The organism is Streptomyces cupreus, assembly GCF_014257025.1.
Taxonomy (GTDB): domain Bacteria; phylum Actinomycetota; class Actinomycetes; order Streptomycetales; family Streptomycetaceae; genus Streptomyces; species Streptomyces cupreus.
Window position 1 is genome coordinate 12,567 of the sequence record NZ_JACMSF010000053.1, and the last position, 20,272, is coordinate 32,838.

General features: G+C 72.7%; 4 protein-coding genes and 2 pseudogenes. All 6 read left to right on the forward strand.

The window, feature by feature from the left end:
- Positions 1 to 7: 7 nt before the first annotated feature.
- The 6 genes and pseudogenes from H4N64_RS34370 (at position 8) to H4N64_RS34390 (ending at position 20,269) form a co-directional block, all read left to right on the forward strand.
- Entirely contained in the window at positions 8 to 1,042 is a 1,035-nt protein-coding gene (locus H4N64_RS34370) for an isocitrate/isopropylmalate dehydrogenase family protein (protein WP_186286454.1), read from the forward strand.
- A 66-nt stretch (positions 1,043 to 1,108) separates the two neighbouring features.
- Positions 1,109 to 2,485, forward strand: coding sequence for an FAD-dependent oxidoreductase (locus H4N64_RS34375; RefSeq protein ID WP_186286455.1), 1,377 nt, complete (start codon positions 1,109 to 1,111; stop codon positions 2,483 to 2,485).
- Positions 2,476 to 2,814 (forward strand): antibiotic biosynthesis monooxygenase family protein, encoded by a 339-nt coding sequence (locus H4N64_RS34380; RefSeq protein ID WP_186286456.1) that lies wholly within the window; start codon positions 2,476 to 2,478, stop codon positions 2,812 to 2,814. The genes H4N64_RS34375 and H4N64_RS34380 overlap by 10 nt, the downstream gene beginning before the upstream one ends.
- 245 nt (positions 2,815 to 3,059) lie before the next feature.
- Positions 3,060 to 10,490, forward strand: a pseudogene (locus H4N64_RS34385) (amino acid adenylation domain-containing protein); the annotation flags it as partial.
- Between the two features lie 126 nt (positions 10,491 to 10,616).
- Positions 10,617 to 10,853: pseudogene (locus H4N64_RS47145) on the forward strand (phosphopantetheine-binding protein); the annotation flags it as partial.
- Between the two features lie 8 nt (positions 10,854 to 10,861).
- On the forward strand, positions 10,862 to 20,269 hold the full coding sequence (locus H4N64_RS34390; RefSeq protein WP_186286458.1) for a non-ribosomal peptide synthetase: 9,408 nt from the start codon (positions 10,862 to 10,864) through the stop codon (positions 20,267 to 20,269).
- Positions 20,270 to 20,272: the final 3 nt, after the last annotated feature.

Genomic DNA, 20,272 nt, shown 5'->3' on the forward strand with positions numbered 1-20,272 from the left:
GGCGGCCTTGACGACCATCGCCGTGATCCCCGGTGACGGCATCGGTCCCGAGGTGATCGAGCCGGCATTGGACGTCCTCGACGCCCTCGGCCTCGGGGCGCGGACGGACGTCCTGGACCACGTCAACGCGGAGACCTATCTGCGTACCGGAACGGCGCTGACCGAAGCCGACCTCGACCGCATCAGGTCCAGCGAGGCGGCGCTCCTCGGCGCGGTCGGCGATCCCCGGCTCAGCGACACCGCGTACGTGCGCGCTGTCCTCACCACTCTGCGTCTCGAACTCGACCTCTACGTCAACTACCGGCCCGCCAGACTCTGGCACGACAGGCTCAGTCCGCTGCGCGACCCGGCCCGCCGGGCGATCGACTGCGTGATCGTCAGGGAGAACACCGAGGGGCTCTACAGCGGCATCGGTGGCGGTACGCGCACCGGGACCGCCCAGGAGATCGCCATCGACGTGGACCTCAGCACCCGCCAAGGCGTATCACGGGTGCTGGAGTTCGCCTTCTCCGTGGCGCGCAGGTCGGTGTGCCTCGTCGACAAGGCCAACGCCGTCCGCAACGGCGGACAGCTGTGGCAGCGGTGCTGGAGCGAGGCGGTCGCACGGCACCCGCACGTCGAGACGTCCCACCTCTACGTGGACACCGCCGCCCTGCGACTGGCCACCGATCCGACCGCGTTCGACGTCATCGTCACCAACAACTCCTACGGCGACATCTTGAGCGACCTCACGGCCGCGCTCGCCGGCGGCCTTGGCGTTGCGGCATCGGCGAATCTCAACCCCGTGACCGGACAAGGGCTCTTCGAGCCCGTGCACGGCAGCGCCCCGGACATCGCGGGTACCGGCACCGCCAATCCGTTCGGCGCGATCCTCTCCGTGGCCCTGCTGGCCGAACACCTGGGCCGGACCGAGGAGGCGGACGCGGTCCGCCGGGCGGTCGCCGCGGCCGTGGCTGCCGGCCGCGTCACCCCCGATCTCGGCGGATCCCTGAGCACGAAGGAGGTGGGCACCGTGGTCCTGACGGAACTGCGGCGGCCATAGCGAGGTGCGGACGCGTACACGACCGCGGAACTGCGGGCGGAGCAACGGACGAGGGGCGGGGACAGCATGAACGGGAACGGCACGAACCGCACGGACGGGAACCCGGAGACCGTCATCGTGGGGGCCGGTCTGGTGGGCGCGGTCACGGCTCTCTACCTCGCGCCCCGCTTCGGACCGGTCACCCTGCTGGAGAAGCGGGCGGACCCCAGGCGGGAGCCCGGCGGACAGCGCCGGTCACTCGTCGTGATGCTGTCGGCCCGCGGCTGGCGCGCCCTGTCGGACCTGGGCGTGGCGGACGCCGTGCGCCGGATATGCGTCCCCCTGCACGGACGCTGCGGGCATCTGTCCGACGGCCGGACGCGGTTGACTCCCTACAGCCGGGACGGACAGCCCATCTGGGCGGTGGAGCGCCGGCGGCTGCACCAGATCCTGCTGGACGCCGCCGAGGCGACCCCCGGTGTGCGCATCCGCTTCGGGCAGCGGGTGAGCTCGGTGGACCTGGACGCACCCGCGGTGCTGGTGGAGGACCGGCACGGCTCGCGCCGGCTGACGTGCCGCCGGGTCCTCGGCTGCGACGGCGCGCACTCCGCGGCCCGGGCCGCCCTGGAGGCGCGCGGTGCCCGGGTCGAGGTGCGCAGGCTGGACCTGGCCTACCAGGAGATCGACGTGCCGGCCGGCCGGCTGGACCCGACCATCACGCACTACTGGCCCACCGGGAAGGCGATGTTCGCCGCGCACCCCCTGCCGTCGGGGAAGCTCTCCGGCTCCTTGTTCATGCGTCTCGACGGCCCCGCCCCGTCCTACGCGGCGGCCCACGGCGGCCAGGACCTGTCCGAGATGTTCGCCGCCCACTTTCCCGAGCCCACCGCGATCATCCCCGACATCGCGGAACAGTTGGCCGCCAAGGCCGTCTCGACCCTCACGGCCGTCCGCTGCGACCGATGGGTCTGGCGAGACACCTTCGCGCTGCTCGGTGACTCCTGTCACGCGATGGCACCCTTCATGGGGCACGGCATGAACTGCGGCTTCGAGGACGCCCGGGTCCTCGTCGACTGCCTCGACGCCTCGGCCGACTGGGCGGCGGGCCTGGCCGCCTACGAGAAGTCGCGGACCGAGGACGCCGACGCGATCTCCCGGCTCTCCTACCGGCACTACTTCACCATGGCCAACCCACCTCGCGAGGAGACCGCTGCGGACGTGCTGCGCGGGCGGCTGACGGCCCTCTTCCCGGACCGGTTCGTGCCGCTGTACGAGCGGTGCGCCTTCACCGAGGAGAGCTACGCCTCCGTACTGCGCGACGACCAGCGTCTGGACCGGCTCGTGGCGTATCTGCTGGCCCGGTACGGCACCGAACTGGTCTCGGCGCCCGACGACCGGTTGCGCGCCTGCACCCCTCCCCCCGCCCCGACCACAGCCACCCTGGAGGACTCCGGATGTTCGTGATCCTGTTCAAGTCGCACCTGTCCGAGCAGGCCGGCGAGGACTACTACGCCACCGAGGAGCGGATGCAGGAGCGGGTCCGCGCCATCGCCGGGTCCGACCCGGTGGAGGTCAAGCACTACACCGGGGAGGACGGTGAACGTCTCGCCGTCATGATGTGGCGCGACGAGGAGACGTTGGACAAGTGGCGTTGCGACCCCGAGCACCGGGTGGCGCAGCATATGGGCAGAAAACACTGGTACTCCGCCTATGAGCTGACCGTCGCCCAGGTGATCCGGACCAGCGCGCACGACAACCAGACCCCGGCCGCAGCGGCCGAGGAGCCGCGCTAGCAGGCGGAGGAGGGCCGTGGGAACGCCCGGATCCGCGATCGGGGATGTCCTTGAGGACGGTTGCGGCGGGCGCCGGACGGACGCCTGCCCGCGCGGTATGGCGGAGTTTTTTCGGCTGATGGCCGGTTCCTTTTTGATCTCTGGCCAACATCTTTCATCGCAGTTGATCAACCACACGGGCGGCGACAAGCATCGGCATGGCGAGGGGCCATTGACCGGGAAACCACTTTGCTGGGGGCATTTGGATGGGTTGCACCGGCGTCACATCTGCGCAGGAAGCCATGTGGCTCGCGCAGGAGTTCACTCCTGACGTACCGAACAACGTGGCGACTCTCTGGGACATCGACGGTGACCTGGACACCGCCCTGCTCGCCACGGCCCTGCGGGCGGCGGTGGCGGAAGCCGACGCGCTGAGGGTCAACTTCCGCCGCGACGACGGACTGCGGCCGGTCGCCCGGGACCTCGGGGCGTGGGAGCCGTTCCGCCTCGACGTCGGCGACGCCGCCGACCCCGCCGACGCGGCTCGCGCCGCCGTCGCCGATCTCGTGCGCCGGCCCTTCGACCTGACCGAGGACGCGCTGCTGCGGATCGGCTCGATCCGGCTGGGCCCCGGCCGTCACCTGCTCGTGCTCGTCTTCCACCACATCCTCACCGACGCCTTCGGCGTTCTGACCCTGCTGTCCCGGCGGATCGCCGAGATCTACCGCGCGCTGCGCGCCGGCTCCGCGTTGCCGGAGGGCGCCCCGAACCCGCCGGAGGACGCGGCGGCGAAGGACGCCGCCTACCGGGCGTCGAAGCGGTTCGCCGACGCCGAGCGGTTCTGGCGCGACTACCTCGCCGGAGACCTGCCCGCCGCCCGTCTGCCCGCCGGTGTCCGCCCGGGCGTCGACGCCCCCGCCGGCGAGCCCGGGTACTGGGACGGCCTCACCGCACCGCAGGAGATGTCCACCCGCACCGCGACGGTTTCGGCCGCCGAACTCGCCGCCTGGGAACACGCCTCCGCCGCAGCCGGGACCTCGGTGCCCGACCTGATCGCCTCGGCCGCCACCGCGTTTCTGGGGCACATGTGCGGTCTGTCCGAGCCGCTGCTGACCATCACCGTCAATCACCGCGTCGGCGCACTGCGCCGCTCCCTCGGCCTGCTCTCCAACCGGGTGCCGCTGCGCTCGCGGGTGGACCCCGCGGCCGACTTCGTGGAACTGGCCGAGGCGCTCGGCCGGGAGCGGCGCCGTGTCCTGCGGCACGCCCGGCACGACATATCCCTGATCAAACGGGCCACCGGCCACGCCGGCGACGCGCGCAGCCCGTTCGGCGCCGTCGTCAACGTGCTCCCTTCCGTCGAAGCACTCGACCTGGCGGGCGCCTCAGCCCACTTCGCCGGTGGCACCTTCGGCGTGATCGACGAGGTGATGGTCTGCGTCTACACCGACGGAAGGGCCGACAGCGACCTGTACATCCGGTTCGACGCGCCGCGGGCAGAGTACGACGACCAGGACATCGCCGGGCTCGCCGAGCGGTTCGTGACGTTCCTGCGTACGGCCCTGGCCGACCCGCACGCCCCGGTCGGGACCGTCACCGCGCTGCACTCCGCCGAACGCCGCGCGCTGCTCACCGAGTACGCCGGACTCACGGTGACCCCGCCGCCGGCGACCCTGACCGAACTGCTGGACCGACAGGCCCGAGCCACCCCGGACGCCGTCGCGCTGACCTTCGAGGATTCCCGGATGACCTACCGGGAACTGGCCGAGAGGTCCGGCCGGCTCGCCCGCCTGCTGACAGAGCGTGGCGCCGGGCCCGAGCGGTTCGTCGCGGTCGCCGTGCCCCGTTCCCCGGAACTGGTCGTCGCCCTGATCGCGGTCCTCAGAGCGGGCGCCGCCTACGTCCCCGTCGATCCGGACTACCCGGCCGCGCGGGTCGAGTTCATGCTCGCCGACGCCGGGCCCGCGCTGCTGCTGACGGTCAAGGACATCGCGGACCGGCTGCCCCGGACGGATGTCCCCGTGGTCATGGTCGACGACGCTCCGCTCACCGAAGGGCCCGCCATCTGTGCCAGGCACGGTGTCGACCACCCCGCGTACATGATCTACACCTCGGGATCGACCGGGCGCCCCAAGGGCGTCGTCGTCACCCACGCCGCGATCGTCAACCGGCTGCTCTGGATGCAGGATCGCTTCCGGCTCGACGGCACCGACCGGGTCCTGCAGAAGACGTCCGCCTCGTTCGACGTGTCCGTCTGGGAGTTCTTCTGGCCACTGATCACCGGCGCCACCCTGGTGGTCGCCCGGCCGGACGGGCACCGCGACCCGGACTACCTCGCCGAGGTGATCCGGCGGGCCGGCGTCACGACGGCGCACTTCGTCCCGTCGATGCTGGCCGAGTTCGTCACCGAGGAGACGGCTGCCGCGTGCACCGGTCTGCGCCGCGTCGTGTGCAGCGGAGAGGCGCTGCCGGCCGAGCTGGCCGCGCGGTTCCACCGGACCTTCGGCGTGCCGCTGCACAACCTGTACGGGCCGACCGAGGCGGCCGTGGACGTCACCGCGTGGCAGTACCGGCCCGGGGCGCGGACGATACCGATCGGCACCCCGATCTGGAACACCGCGCTCTATGTCCTCGACAGCCGGCTGCGACCGCTGCCGCCCGGCGTCTTCGGCGACCTCTACATCGCGGGCGCCGGACTCGCCCGGGGCTACCACGACCGCCGGGGCCTGACTGCGGAGCGCTTCGTGGCCTGCCCCTTCGGGGAACCGGGGCGGCGCATGTACCGGACCGGCGACCTGGCGCGCTGGAACGCCGACGGCGAGCTGGAGTTCGCCGGCCGCGCCGACCACCAGGTGAAGATCCGCGGCTTCCGGGTCGAGCCCCAGGAGATCGAGGACACGCTGACCGACCACCCTGGCGTACTCAGGGCGGCCGTCGTCGCCCGGCCCGGCCGAGGCGCGGACGGAGCCGCGCAGCTCGTCGCCTACGTCGTCCCGGCCACCTCCGGCGGCAGCGGCCCGACCGGCACCGACTGGGATCTGCACGCCGGTCTGGACCTCGCCGAGCTGCGGGGCTTCGTCGCGGCCCGGCTGCCCGCCCACCTGGTGCCCGCTGCCTTCGTCGCGCTGGACCGAATGCCGGTGACCGCGAACGGCAAACTGGACCGGGCCGGGCTGCCCGAGCCGGAGGTCACCGGCCGTGCCCACCGGCCACCCCGGACCGGTGACGAGAGCCTCCTGGCCGCCGCGTTCGCCGAGGTGCTCGGCCTGAGCGACATCGGAGTGGACGACGACTTCTTCGCTCTGGGCGGCGACAGCATCCGGGCGATCCAGGTGGTGGCCCGCGCCCGCGCCGGCGGTCTCGCGTTCAGCCCGCGCACCGTGTTCGAGTGCCGCACCGTCGCCGCGCTCGCGCAGGCCGCGACCCGCGACACCGCCCCGGCGGCCCTCACCGAACTCGAGGGCGGGGGCGTCGGCCTGCTGCCGCTGCCCCCCATGGCCCGGTTGCACGCTGAGCGGGGCCCCGGCCTGGACCGCCTCGCCCAGTGGCTGGTGCTGGAGCTGCCCGCAGCCGTCGACCTCCCCGGCCTCACCGCGGCCCTGCGCTGCGTCCTGGACCGGCACGACGTCCTGCGCTCACGGCTGACGGACGACGGCCTGCTGGTGCAGCCACCCGGCACTGTGGACGCCGGCGCGCTTGTCGGCCGGGTCGACTGCCCGGGGGACTGGGACGGCGAGGCGTGGCAGACCCTGCTGCGCGCCGAGGCCGCCGAGGCCGTGCGGCACATCGACGCCCGGACCGGGCAGATGCTCCGGCTGGTCTGGTTCCGGGGGGCCGCGGGCGGGCCCGGGCGGCTGCTGGTCGTGGCCCACCACCTGGTCGTCGACGGCATGTCCTGGCGGGTGCTGCTGCCCGACCTGGCCGCGGCCTGGCGCCAGGTCCAGGACGGCCGAACCCCCGCGTTGCCGCGGGTGGGCACCTCCCTGCGCCGATGGCTGCACGCCCTGGCCGACGAGGCGGCCCGCCCTGAACGGGTGGCGGAGGTGGCGTTGTGGCGCGACCTGCTCGCGGCCCCCGTCGCACCCGTGGGCTCCCGGCCGCTCGACCCCGGCCGGGACCTCACCTCCACCACCGACACTGTCCGGGTGGAGCTCCCGGCCGACCTCACGGACGCGATCCTGACCTCCGTCCCCGCGGCCTACCGCAGCGGCGCGGACGACGTCCTGCTCACCGCCCTCGTCCTCGCGCTGGCCCGGGAACGGCGGGGTCTCACCGACGGCACGACGGTCGTACGGCTGGAAGGGCACGGCCGGCAGGAGGAGCTGGTGCCGGGTGCGGACCTGTCCCGCACGGTCGGCTGGTTCACCACGGTCACCCCCGTACGCCTCGACATCTCGGGGATCGACGTCGACGCCGCGATCACCGGAGGAGCCGCCGCCGGTGACGCCCTCAAGCGGGTGAAGGAGCAGCGGCGGGCCCTGCCCGACCAGGGCATCGGCTACACCCTGCTGCGCTACGTCAACGACGACACCGCGGCGCTGCTGAGCCCGTGTCCGGCCGACGACATCGGATTCAACTTCCTGGGCCGTTTCTCCTTCGAACGCCCGGAGCCGGCACCCGGCCAGGACCCCACCCGCGGCTCCGGATGGACCCCGGCGCCCGAATGCGCCGAGTTGGTCGCCGCGCCCGCCGCGGACATGCCGACGCCCAGCGCCCTCGAACTGAACGCCCTGGTGACCGGCACCGGCGACGACGCGCGCCTCACCGCCCTGTTCACCTTCGCCACCGGAGCTCTGACCGCCGACGAGGTCCGCGCCCTGTCCCGCACCTGGTGCGCCGCCCTGCGCGGCCTGCGGAACCTGGTCGAGTCCGGCGGTCGGGGCCTGACCCCGTCCGACGTCCCGCTGCTCACCGTCAGCCAGGAAGAACTGGACGACTGGCAACGGCGCTTCGGACGCGTCAGCGACGTATGGCCGCTCACGCCGTTGCAGGACGGGCTGCTGTACCACACGATGCTCGCGCAGAGCGCGTCCGAGGCGTACCAGACGCAGTTCGTGTTCCGGCTCGAAGGCCCGGTGGACCCGGCGCGCCTGCGGGCGGCGGGCCAGGCCCTGCTCGACCGTCACCCGAACCTGCGGGCCGCGTTCCAGCCGAGCGCCACCGGTGAGCCCGTGCAGGTCGTCGTGGACGACGTCCCGCTGCCCTGGCGGCACCTCGACCTCACCGGCGAGGCCGACGCCGCCACGCGGCTGGAGGAGATCCTCGCCGAGGAGCGGGACGCCCGCTTCCGCCCGGACAGCCCACCGCTGCTGCGCCTGACCCTCGTCACGCTCGGCCCCCGGCACGCCGAACTGGCCCTCACCGCTCACCACGTGCTGCTCGACGGCTGGTCGGTGCCGCTCATCGAGCGCGAGTTGATGGACCTGTACATGGCCGGCGGCGCCGGCACCGCACCGGCGCGCCCGCGCGGCTACCGGGACTTCCTGAGCTGGCTGTCACGGCAGGACACGGCACGCTCCACCCGCGCGTGGGCTGAGGAACTCGCCGGTGTGGCGGAGCCGACCCTGCTGGCACCCACGACGCCCGGGGCCCAGCCGGCCGGCATCGGCAGCGGGCAGATCGACGTGCCGCTCACCGGCGAGGACACCACCAGGTTGGCGCGCCGGGCCGCGGAGTGGGGCGTCACCATCAACACCCTGGTGCAGGGCGCCTGGGCCATGGTGCTGGCGCAGCTCACCGGCGGCGAGGAGGTGCTGTTCGGCGCCACGGTCGCGGGCCGGCCCTCCGGGCTGCCGGGCGCGGACACCACGATCGGCCTGTTCATCAACACGGTGCCCGTGCGGGTGCGATGCACGCCGGCCGACCCGGTCCCGGAGGTGCTCGGCCGGCTCCAGGACGCCCAGGCGAGACTGCTGGACCATCACCATGTGGGGCTCGCCGACATCCAGCGGGCGACCGGGCTGAAGGAACTGTTCGACACGCTGGTGGTGTTCGAGTCGTTCCCCGTCGACCGGTCCAGCCACGCGGCGGCAGGCGCTTCGGCGCAACCGGTGGTGACCGGTATCCGCCCGTACGCCCCGCCGCACTATCCGCTGACCGTGATCGCGGCGGCCGACCCGCTGCTGCGGATCTCCTTCCAGTACCGCCGCAACGTCTTTGAGCGGACCGCCGTGGAGGCGCTCGCCGATCGGCTGGTGCGGGTGCTGCGGCAGTTCGCCGCCGGTTCGCGGGCCACCGTCGGCGCGCTCGACGTGCTGTCCGACGCCGAGCGCGAACAGGTGCTGCACGGCTGGAACGACACCGCGGTCCCGCCCCCGGAGCGCACCGTCGCCGACCTGGTCACGGCGCGGGCGGCCCAGACGCCGGACACGGTCTGTGTCGAGTCCCGCGGGCACCGGCTGACCTACCGGGAGCTGGACGAGCGAGCCGGCCGGCTGGCGCACTGGCTGGCCGGGCAGGGCGTGGGTCCGGAGTCCCGGGTCGTGGTGCTGCTTCCCCGCTCTGCCGACCTGGTGGTGGCCCTGCTGGCCGTGTGGAAGGCCGGCGGCACGTATGTGCCGGTGGACCCGGAGTATCCGGCCGCCCGGGTGCGGGCCGTGGTCGAGGACAGCGCACCGGTGCTGGTCCTCGATGAGAAGAGGCTGGCCGGGGTGGACCTGTCCGACCGGTCCCCTCACCCTGCCCACGGCCCGCGCGTTCCGGTCGGCGCCGACCACGCCGCCTACGTCATCTACACCTCCGGCTCCACTGGGACGCCCAAGGGCGTAGTGGTCCGGCACGGTGCGCTGGCGACCCTGCTGACCGGCATGCAGGATCGATTCACCCTGACGCCGGACGACCGGCTGCTGGCCTGCGCCACCGTTGCGTTCGACATCGCCGCGCTGGAACTCTTCCTGCCCCTGCTCGCCGGCGGCCGGGTGGTACTGGCCGGCAAGGACGACATCACCCAGCCGCCGGCACTGCTCGACCTCGTCGAACGGTCCGGCGTCACCGTCATGCAGGCCACCCCCGCGCTGTGGCAGAGCCTGGTCACCCACGCGCCGGCCTGTCTGACCGGGTTGCGGGTGATCTCCACCGGCGAGGCCCTGCCTCTGGCGCTCGCCGAGACCCTGTGTCGGCACGCCGCCGAGGTCACCAACCTCTACGGCCCGACCGAGACCACCGTCTACGCCACCGCCGCCCGTCTGCTCCCCGGCCACTCCGGCATGCCTCCCTCCGTCGGCGGCCCGGTCGCCGGCACCCGGATCCTCGTGCTGGACCGGGCGCTGCGTCCGGTGCCGCCCGGCGCTGCCGGTGACCTCTGGATCGCCGGCGAGGGCCTGGCCCGCGGCTACCACGACAGGCCGGGCATGACCGCGGAGCGGTTCGTGGCCTGCCCGTTCGGGCCACCGGGCGCCCGGATGTACCGCAGCGGGGATCTCGCCCGCTGGACGGTCACGGGTGAGGTGGAGTACCTCGGCCGCTCCGACCACCAGATCAAACTGCGCGGCTACCGGATCGAGCCCGCCGAGATCGAGCACACCCTGACCCGCCACCCCGCGGTCAGCCGGGCTGTCGTCATCGCCCGCGAGGACCGGCCGGGGGACCGCCGGCTGGTGGCGTACGTGGTCCCGGAGACCGGCGCCGAACCGCCCACCACGGAGCTCCTGCGGGAGGCGGTCGGAGAGCGGCTGCCGGCCTATATGATCCCGGCCGCGTTCGTGACACTCACGGAACTGCCACTCACGCCGAACGGCAAGCTCGACCGTTCCGCCCTGCCCCGCCCGGAGTTCGCCGGGGACGAGTACCGAGCTCCCCGCACACCCCGGGAAGAGACGCTGTGCGCGCTGTTCGCCGAGGTTCTGGGCGCCGAGCGGATCGGTCTCGACGACGATTTCTTCCTCCTGGGCGGCCATTCACTGATGGCCACCCGGCTGGTGGCCCGGGTACGCGCGGAAATGGGCGTGGAAATCCCGATGCGCATCCTCTTCACCGCCCCGACCGTCGCTGAACTGACCGCCCGCTGGAACGAGATGCCGGCCTCCACTCGAAAGCCGCTGCGGAGAATGACCGAAAGGTAGGAAAAACCATGACCCCCCTGTCGTACGCGCAGCGGCGAATGTGGTTCATCAACCGCTTCGAAGGCCCTTCCTCCACCTACAACATCCCGCTGCTCCTGCGCTGCCACGGCCCGCTCGACACCGTCGCGCTGCGGGCGGCGTTTCGCGACGTGATGGTGCGCCACGAAGTCCTGCGCACGGTCTTCGCGGAGACCGACGGCCAGCCGTACCAGCGTGTTCTCGACCCTGCCGAAATCGAACTGCCCTGGCAGGACTGGGGCCGGGTGGCCCCCGAGCGGGTGCCCGGCGTGGTGGCGTCGGTGAGCGGCAGCTGGTTCGACCTGTCGACCGACGTGCCGCTGCGCGGTTGCGTCCTCCAGAGCGGCGACGAGGAGTTCCTGGTGGTCCTGGTGATCCACCACATCGCAGGCGACGGCGGCTCGCTGGCTCCGCTGGCCCGTGACGTGTCGACGGCCTACCGGGCCCGGGTGACCGGCACGGCACCGGACTGGCCCGAACTGCCTGTGCAGTACTCGGACTACGCGCTGTGGCAGCAGGAAATGCTGGGTGACGAAAAGGATCCGGACAGCGTCGTCTCCGTCCAGAGCGCCTATTGGCGCGAGGAACTGGCCGGTTTGTCCAAGCCTCTTCCCTTGCCCCTGGACCGGCCCCGTCCCGAGGTGGCGAGTTTCCGGGGCGGATCGGTTCCGATCGGGTTGTCCGCCGAACTGCGCGCCGCCGCGGAGAAGTTGGCGCAAACCAATGGTGTCACGACGGCGATAGTGCTCCAGGCCGCCTTGGTGGTATTGCTGCATCGGCTGGGAGGAGGCAAGGATGTGACCGTCGGCTCGCCGATCGCGGGCCGTACGGAGGACGCACTGAGTGAACTGGTGGGCTTTTTTGTCAATAGCTGGACGCTGCGCGTGCAGTTGACCGCGGACCGGACTTTCGAGTGGGTGCTTGAACAGGTACGGAAGAAGGCGCTTGCCGCCTACGATCACCAGGATGTGCCGTTCGAGCGGCTCGTGGAGCTGCTACGGCCGGAGCGGTCGACCGCCCACCACCCCCTGTTCCAGGTGGTGCTGGCGTGGCAGAACAACACCCCACCGCACCTGGACCTGCCGGGTCTCACCGTGACGATGGAACCGCTGCCCACCGGCAGCGCGAAGTTCGACCTGTTCTTCAACCTGGCGCCGGACGACTCCACCGGCTCCGTCGTGGGTGAGATCGAGTACGCCACCGACCTCTTCGACCGCTCCACCGTGGAGGACATCGCGGCACGGTTCGTGGCCGTTGTCGAGGAGGCCGTGGCCGACCCGAGGACCACCGTCGGCGCAGCGGCCGAGGCCGGGTCCGGCCGGTCCGGCGACACTCTCGACGCCGCCGAGCGCCACAAGATCCTCGTCGAGTGGAACGACACCGCCCGCCCCGTCCACTGCCCGGGACCGGTCCACCTGCTCTTCGAGGAGCAGGCCGCACGGCGCCCGGACGCCACCGCCCTGCGCTGGGCCGGCGGCACCATGACCTACGGCGAGCTGAACCGGTGGGCGAACCGCGTCGCCTGGGGCCTCAAGGAACGCGGCGTCGGCCCCGAGACCGTCGTCGGCGTCGGCGTCCCCCGCGGGCCGGCCATGATCGCCGCCGTCCTGGGCGTGCTCAAGGCGGGCGGCGCCTATCTGCCGCTCGAACCGGCGCTGCCCGCCGACCGCGTGGCCGGCATGCTCGCCGACGCCGGGTGCTCCCTCGTGCTGTCCACGCCGGACACCGAGCGCTGGGCCCTGCCGGACGGCGTCCGGCTCGTCGAACTCGCCGACGCCCGGTCGCCCGGCGCCGACCACGATCCGGAACCGGCCGCGGGACCGGACAACACGGCGTACATCATCTTCACCTCCGGCAGCACCGGGAAGCCGAAGGGCGTCGCGGTCACCCACCGCCCGGTGCACAACCTGCTCGACTGGTGTTACCGCACGTTCGCGTTCGGCCCCGACGACGTCGTCCTGTGCGTCACCTCGCTCGGCTTCGACCTCTCCGTCTTCGACATCTTCGGCCTGCTCGGCTGCGGCGGAGGCGTCTACATCGCGGACGCCGTCCAGCAGCGCGATCCGCAGTTGCTCCTGGACGTCCTGCTCACGGAGCCGATCACCTTCTGGGACTCGGTGCCCACCACCCTCAACCAGGTCGCATCCCTGCTCACGGAGGACGGCGGGTACCAGGGCACCGACGACCTGCGTCTGGTGTTCCTCTCCGGCGACTACACCCCGCTGTCGCTGCCCGACGAGGTCCGCCGGGTGTTCACCGGCGCGGAGATCGTCAGCCTCGGCGGCGCCACCGAGGCGACGGTGTGGTCCAACTACTTCCGGGTCCGGGAGATCGACCCGGCCTGGCGCAGCATCCCCTACGGCCGTCCCATCGACAACGCCCGCTACTACGTGCTCGACGAGAACATGGAGCCGTGCCCCGTCGGCGTCGAGGGAGACCTGTACATCGGCGGGGACTGCCTCTGCGTCGGCTACGTCAACCGGCCCGAGCTGACCGCGGAACGTTTCGTCCGCGACCCGTTCAGCGCGCGTGAGGGCGACAGGCTGTACCGCACCGGCGACCGCGCCAGCTTCTTCCCGGACGGCAACATCTGCTTCCTCGGCCGTGCCGACAACCAGGTCAAGCTGCGCGGGTTCCGCGTCGAGCCCGGCGAGATCGAGCACGCCCTGGTCCGGCACCCGGCCGTCCGTCAGGCCATCGTCACCGCCCGCGAGGACCAGCCCGGCGACCTGCGCCTGGTCGCCTACGTCGTCCCCGACACCGGCGCCCTGCCGCCCGCCTGCGGCACCGACGACCAGGTGGGGGAGTGGCAGGAGGTCTACGACCAGACCTACTCCGACGACAGCGGACACGGATTCGGTGAGGACTTCACCGGCTGGAACAACTCCTCCACCGGTGAGCCGATCCCGCTCGAGGAGATGCGGGCCTGGCGCGACGCCGCCGTGAAGGGCGTCCTGTGCTGGTCACCCGAGCGTGTCCTCGAACTCGGCGTCGGCACCGGACTCCTGCTCGCGCACATCGCCGGCCGAGTGGAGGAGTACTGGGCCACCGACTTCTCCCGGGCCGTGATCGACCGGCTCGGCGACCAGGTGACCCGGGCCGGCCTGGCCGACCGGGTCCGGTTGCGCCACCAGGCCGCCGACGATCTCACCGGACTGCCCCGGGGCGGATTCGACACCGTGGTGCTCAACTCGGTCGTGCAGTACTTCCCCGACGAGCGCTACCTCGCCCGGGTCCTGGACGGCGCCTGGGAACTGCTCGCGCCGGGCGGCCGGATCGTCCTCGGCGACATCCGGCGGGCGGCCTCCCTGCGCACGCTCCAGACGGGCGTCCAGCGGGCGAAGCACCCCGATGCGGCACCGGCCGTCCTGCGCACCACGGTCGACCAGGCCGTCCTGCTGGAGAAGGAACTGGTGGTCGACCCCGAGTGGTTCCTGCGCTGGGCACACCGGGCTGGGGCGGCCGGAGCCGACATCCGCGCCAAGGACGGCATCCACCACAACGAGCTGACCCGGCACCGCTACGAGGTCGTGCTGCACAAGCCGGGCACGGAACCGGCGGACGCCTCGCGACGGCTCGACGGCGTCCCCACCCTGGCCTGGGAAGGCGACCTGGGTCGGCTCGCCGACCGAATATGCGACCGGCCCGAGCCGTCGGTGCGGATCACCGGAATCCCGAACGCCCGCCTCACCGAGGAGGCCGCAGCGGCCCGCGCCCTCGGCCTCGACGGCTCCGCCGCGCCCGAACTGCCGCCGCTCGACCCCGCCGAGATCCGCGCCTGGGCCGCCCGGCACGGCTGGGACGCGGTGCCGACCTGGTCGGCCGATGCGGTCGACCTGCTCGACGTCGTCGTGCTGCGCGACGGCCCGGCGGCCGGCACCCCCCTCACCGGTACGTACCTGCCGGCCACCGACGGACGCACCCCGGCGAACGACCCCGCGGCCGCCGCCGCCGTTACGGCACTGCTGCCCGCACTGCGCGGCCATCTGCGGGAGACTCTGCCCGAGTACATGATCCCGGCCGCCATCGTGCCCATCGCCGCCGTTCCGCTGACGGACAACGGCAAGCCCGACCGGCGCGCCCTGCCCGCGCCCGACTACACGGCCGGTGGCGGCCGGGCCCCCGCCACACCGGAGGAGGAGTCGCTGTGCGCGCTGTTCGCCGCGGTCCTCGGTCTGGACCGGGTCGGCGTGGACGACAACTTCTTCTCCATCGGCGGCCACTCGCTCCTGGCCACCCGGCTGGTCAGCCGCATCCGCGCCGAGCACGGCGTGGAGATCCCCATCCGGGCCGTCTTCCAGTCGCCCACCGTCGCCGAACTCGCGGCCCACCTGACCACCCTGAACCACCTCCGCGCGCCGCTCCGCCCCCAGGTCCGGCCCGAACGGCTGCCCCTGTCCTACGCCCAGCAGCGGCTGTGGTTCATCCACCGCTTCGAGGGACCCTCGGCGACCTACAACGTCGCGCTGGCCCTGCGGATGCGCGGCGCGCTCGACGCGGCCGCCCTGCGCCTCGCCGTACACGACGTCGTCGCGCGGCACGAATCACTGCGCACCGTCTTCGGCGAAGCGGACGGACAGCCGTACCAGCGGATCCTGCCACCGGCCGTGGTCGAGGTCCCCTGGGAGGAACGCGAGGTCACCGAGGCCGAACTGCCCGGCGTCCTGCGGGCGGCGGCGCGCCGCCCGTTCGACCTGGCGGCCGAGATCCCGTTCCGCTCCTGGCTGCTGCGGACCGGCGAACGCGAGGCGGTGTTCCTCATCGGTGCTCACCACATCGCCGCCGACGGCTGGTCCGCCCTCCCGCTCGCCCAGGACCTCACCACCGCCTACGAGGCCCGCCGCGCGGGCCGGGCGCCCGAGTGGGAACCGCTTCCCGTGCAGTACGCCGACTACACGCTCTGGCAGCGGGAACTGCTGGGCGACAGCGAGAACCCGGGCAGCCTCTACCGGCGGCAGCTGGACTACTGGACGACCCAGCTGGCCGGCCTGCCCGAGACCGTCACGCCCCCCACCGACCGGCCCCGGCCCGCCGTCGCGTCGTACGCCGGCGATCTGGTGCCGCTCGCACTCGACCCCCAACTGACCGACGGCGTGCGCCGGATGGCCCGGGAGTCCGGCGCCACGGTGTCGATGGTGCTCCAGGCGGCCCTCGCCGCGCTGCTCACCAGGCTCGGCGCGGGCACGGACGTGCCGATCGGCTCGCCCATCGCCGGACGCACCGACGAGGCGCTGAACCGACTGGTCGGCTTCTTCGTCAACACGTGGGTGCTGCGTGCTGACACCTCCGGTGACCCCTCCTTCGCCGAACTCGTCGGCCGGGTCCGCGAGGGCAGCCTCGCCGCCTACGACCACCAGGACATCCCGTTCGAGCACCTGGTCGAGGTGCTCAACCCGGTCCGTTCGCCCGCCCACCACCCGCTCTTCCAGGTGTGCCTGGCCCTGCAGAACAACACGCGGCCGGAGTTCTACCTGACCGGCCTGACCGTGACCGAGGAGCCGTTCTCCCTGGGCACCGCGCGCTTCGACCTGTTCATCAGCGTCACCGAACGGGACGAGGAAGGCGCACCGGCCCGCATCGAGGGCTTCGCGGAGTACGCCACCGAACTCTTCGACGCGGGGACGGTCAGGACACTGCTCGACCGCTGGCTGCACTTCCTGCGCCAGGCGGTCGCGGCGCCGCACACGCCCATCGGATCCGTCGGTGTCCTGACCGAGCACGAGCGCGCGGTGCTGAGCGCCTGGGGCGGCCCGGCCCGAAGCGCCGGGTTCGAGGCCGGCACCCTTCCCGAGCGGTTCGCCGCCGCGGTCGCCGCGACGCCGGACGCGACCGCGCTGGTCTCCGCGGACTCCACGCTCAGCTGGACCTACGCCGAACTGGACCGCTGGGCCAACCGCCTCGCGCACCACTTCCGGGCCCGCGGCGCCCGCCCGGCCGACCGCGTCGCGCTCGTGATGGAACGCTCGCCGCTGCTGGTCGCCGCCATCCTCGGTGTCCTCAAGGCCGGTGCCGCCTACGCGCCGGTCGACCCGACCTACCCGCCCGAGCGCATCGACTTCCTGCTCGCGGACCTTGATCCGGCGGTCATCGTGGACGAGGGACTCGCCGAGGAGGATCTCGACGGGCTGCCCGACTCGCCGCCCGAGGTGGAGGGCGTCGGCGAGCACGCCATCGCCTACGTGATGTACACCTCGGGTTCCACCGGCCGCCCCAAGGGCGTGGAGGTGACCCACCGCAACGTCGTCGACCTCGCGCTCGACGGCTGCTTCCGCACCGGCGCCCATCGCCGCGTCCTCGTCCACTCGCCGCACACCTTCGACGCGTCGACGTACGAGATGTGGGTGCCGCTGCTCGGCGGCGGCACGGCCGTGGTGGCCCGCGCCGGCCGGCCGGACACCGCGGAACTCGCCCGGGTGATCACCGAGCGGGAGGTGACGGCGCTGTGGCTGACCGCCGGACTGTTCGCCGTGATGGCCGAACAGCACGCCGAGTGCTTCGGCGCCGTCCAGGAGGTGTGGGCCGGCGGGGACGTCCTGTCGCCGACCGCCGTCCGCGCGGTCCTCGACGCCTGCCCCGGCGTCACCGTGGTCAACGGCTACGGCCCGACCGAGACCACCACGTTCGCCTCCCGGCACCGGATGGCCTCCCCGGCGCAGTGCACCGACCCGCTGCCCATCGGCACCCCGATGGACGGCAGCCGGCTCCTCGTCCTGGACGACCGGCTGCGGCCGGTGCCACCCGGCGTGGTGGGCGAGCTGTACATCGGCGGCGACGGCGTGGCGCGCGGTTACGCCGGCCGCCCGGGCCTGACCGCCACCCGTTTCGTGCCCGACCCGTCCGCACAGCCCGGAGCGCGCGTGTACCGCACCGGCGACCTGGTGCGCTGGGACACCGCCGGTCGCCTTCACTACGTCAGCCGCAGCGACGACCAGCTCAAGCTGCGCGGCTTCCGCGTCGAGCCGGGCGAGTTGGAGGCGGCGCTGCGCGAACAGGACGGCGTGGCGAACGCGGTGGTCGCCGTGCGCCGGGACCGGCTCGGCGAACGCCGCATGGTCGCCTACGTGGTGCCCGACAGCACCGCGTCCACCGGCCGTGACGCCACCGAACAGGTCGGCGAGTGGCGCGAGATCTACGACACCATGTACGGCGGGACAGAAGTCGCCACCGACACGGTCGGTGAGGACTTCACCGGCTGGAACAGCTCCTACACCGGCCGCCCCATCCCGCTGGCGGAGATGCGGTCCTGGCGCGAGGCGGTGCTGGCGCGGGTGCGATCCCTGCGCCCGCGCCGGGTGCTGGAGATCGGCGTCGGCTCCGGCCTGCTGCTCGGCCCGCTCGCACCGGAGGCCGAGGAGTACTGGGGCACCGACTTCTCGGCGCCCGTCATCGAACGACTGCGCGCCCAGACCATTGCCGACCGGCGGCTGTCGGGCAAGGTGACCCTGCGCTGCCAGCCCGCCGACGACGCCGACGGCCTGCCCGCCGGGTACTTCGACACGGTGATCCTCAACTCGGTCGTGCAGTACTTCCCGGACGCCGACTACCTCGCCCAGGTGCTCGATCTCGCGATGGACCGGCTCGCACCCGGCGGACGCGTCGTGCTCGGCGACGTCCGCAACTACCGCACCCTGCGCACGTTCGCCGCGGCGGTGCACCGCTGCCGGCAGCCCGCCGACGGCCCGGCCGCCGTGCAGGCCGCCGTCGAACGCGCGGTGCTCGCCGAGAAGGAACTCGTCGTCGACCCGGGCTTCTTCACCCGCTGGGCCGAGGCCCGCCCGGACGCCGTCGCCGCCGACATCCGCCTCAAGCAGGGCACCCACCACAACGAGCTGACCCGGCACCGCTACGAGGTCGTGCTGCACAAGGCGCCGGCGAAGCCGCTGGACCTCGGCGACCTGCCCGAGGCGGTCTGGGCGTCGGAGGTCCGCGAACTGGCCGACCTGGAGACCGCGCTGGCCCGGCACGGCGGCCGGCTCCGCCTGACACGCGTCCCCAACGCCCGCCTGGCCGGCGAGGCCGCCGAATGGGGCGCTCCCGCCGAACTGGGCGGCACCCTCGACCCCGCCGAACTGGAGGCCTGGGGCGCCCGGCGCGGGCTCGCGGTGTACTGCACGTGGTCGGCCCAGGCGGGTGACTGCTACGAGGCGGCCGTCCTGCCCGACGTCGACGCCGTCTGCTGCGACGGCCTGTACCGGCCCGCCGGCGCCGCCTCGGCCCGGCTGGCGAACGTCCCCGCGGTCTCCCGCCGCGCCTCCCGGCTGCCCTCCCTGCTGCGCGAGCGGCTCGCCGGCCGGCTCCCGGAGTTCATGATGCCCGCCGAGATCGTCGTCCTCGACCGGCTGCCGCTCACCGAGAACGGCAAGGTGGACCGGGCCGCGCTCCCCGAGCCGGACCCGGTCGACGGGGAACACCGGGCCCCGCGCACCCCGCGCGAGGAGGAACTCGCCGCGCTCTTCGCCGAGGTGCTGGGCCTGGACCGGATCGGCATCGACGACGACTTCTTCGCCTGCGGTGGCCACTCCCTGCGGCTGACCCGTCTGGTCTGGCGGATCCACGAGAAGCTGGGCTTGGACGTCCCGATCCGCACGGTATTCCAGTATCCGACCGTCGCCGAGCTGGCGGCACAGCTGTCCACCGACGTCGACGCCGACTTCGAGGACCCGTTCGCCGTCCTGCTGCCGATCCGCACCGAGGGGCAACAGCCCCCTCTGTGGTGGCTGCACCCGGGCGGCGGGCTGAGCTGGCCCTACCTCGGCTTCGCCCGCCACCTGGACCCGGCCTGGCCGCTGTACGGTATTCAGGCACGCGGCTTCGACGGGACCACTGCGCCGGCCGGCTCCATCGAGGAGATGGTCGAGGACTACCTCGGGCAGGTGCTCCAGGTCCAGCCGAGCGGGCCCTACCACCTGCTGGGCTGGTCCTTCGGCGGCACCCTCGCGCACGCCATGGCGGCCGAACTCCAGCGCCGCGGACACGAGGTGGCACTCCTGGCGCTGCTGGACGCCGCGCCCTCCAGCCACTTCGCCGACCTGGAAGCGCTGGACGAGTCCATGGTCCGCCGCTACCTCGCCAACTACATGGGACACCTGGCAGGGATGGAGGAATACCCGTCGCTCGTCACCACCGCCTCCTCGATCTTCATCGGACAGATGGAGCAGATGCGGCGGTTCACCTCACCGCGGTACCGCGGTGACGTCGTCTTCTTCAACGCACTCCTCGACCCGGAGACCCACGACAAGCGGGAACTGGACGAGGACCTGGACGTGCTCTGGAAGGAACACGTCGACGGTCGTGTGCAGCGCATCGACATGGCCTGCGCTCACAACGAGATGTACTGGCCGCGGAACGCGGCTGAGATCAGCCGCACCATCAACCGGATTCTGCGGGCAGCACAGTGACCC

Bases quoted from the DNA above. Each gene is read 5' to 3' on its own strand.
- H4N64_RS34375 (WP_186286455.1), top strand. From the start codon at position 1,109: ATGAACGGGAACGGCACGAACCGCACGGACGGGAACCCGGAGACCGTC.
- H4N64_RS34380 (WP_186286456.1), top strand. From the start codon at position 2,476: ATGTTCGTGATCCTGTTCAAGTCGCACCTGTCCGAGCAGGCCGGCGAG.
- H4N64_RS34390 (WP_186286458.1), top strand. From the start codon at position 10,862: ATGACCCCCCTGTCGTACGCGCAGCGGCGAATGTGGTTCATCAACCGC.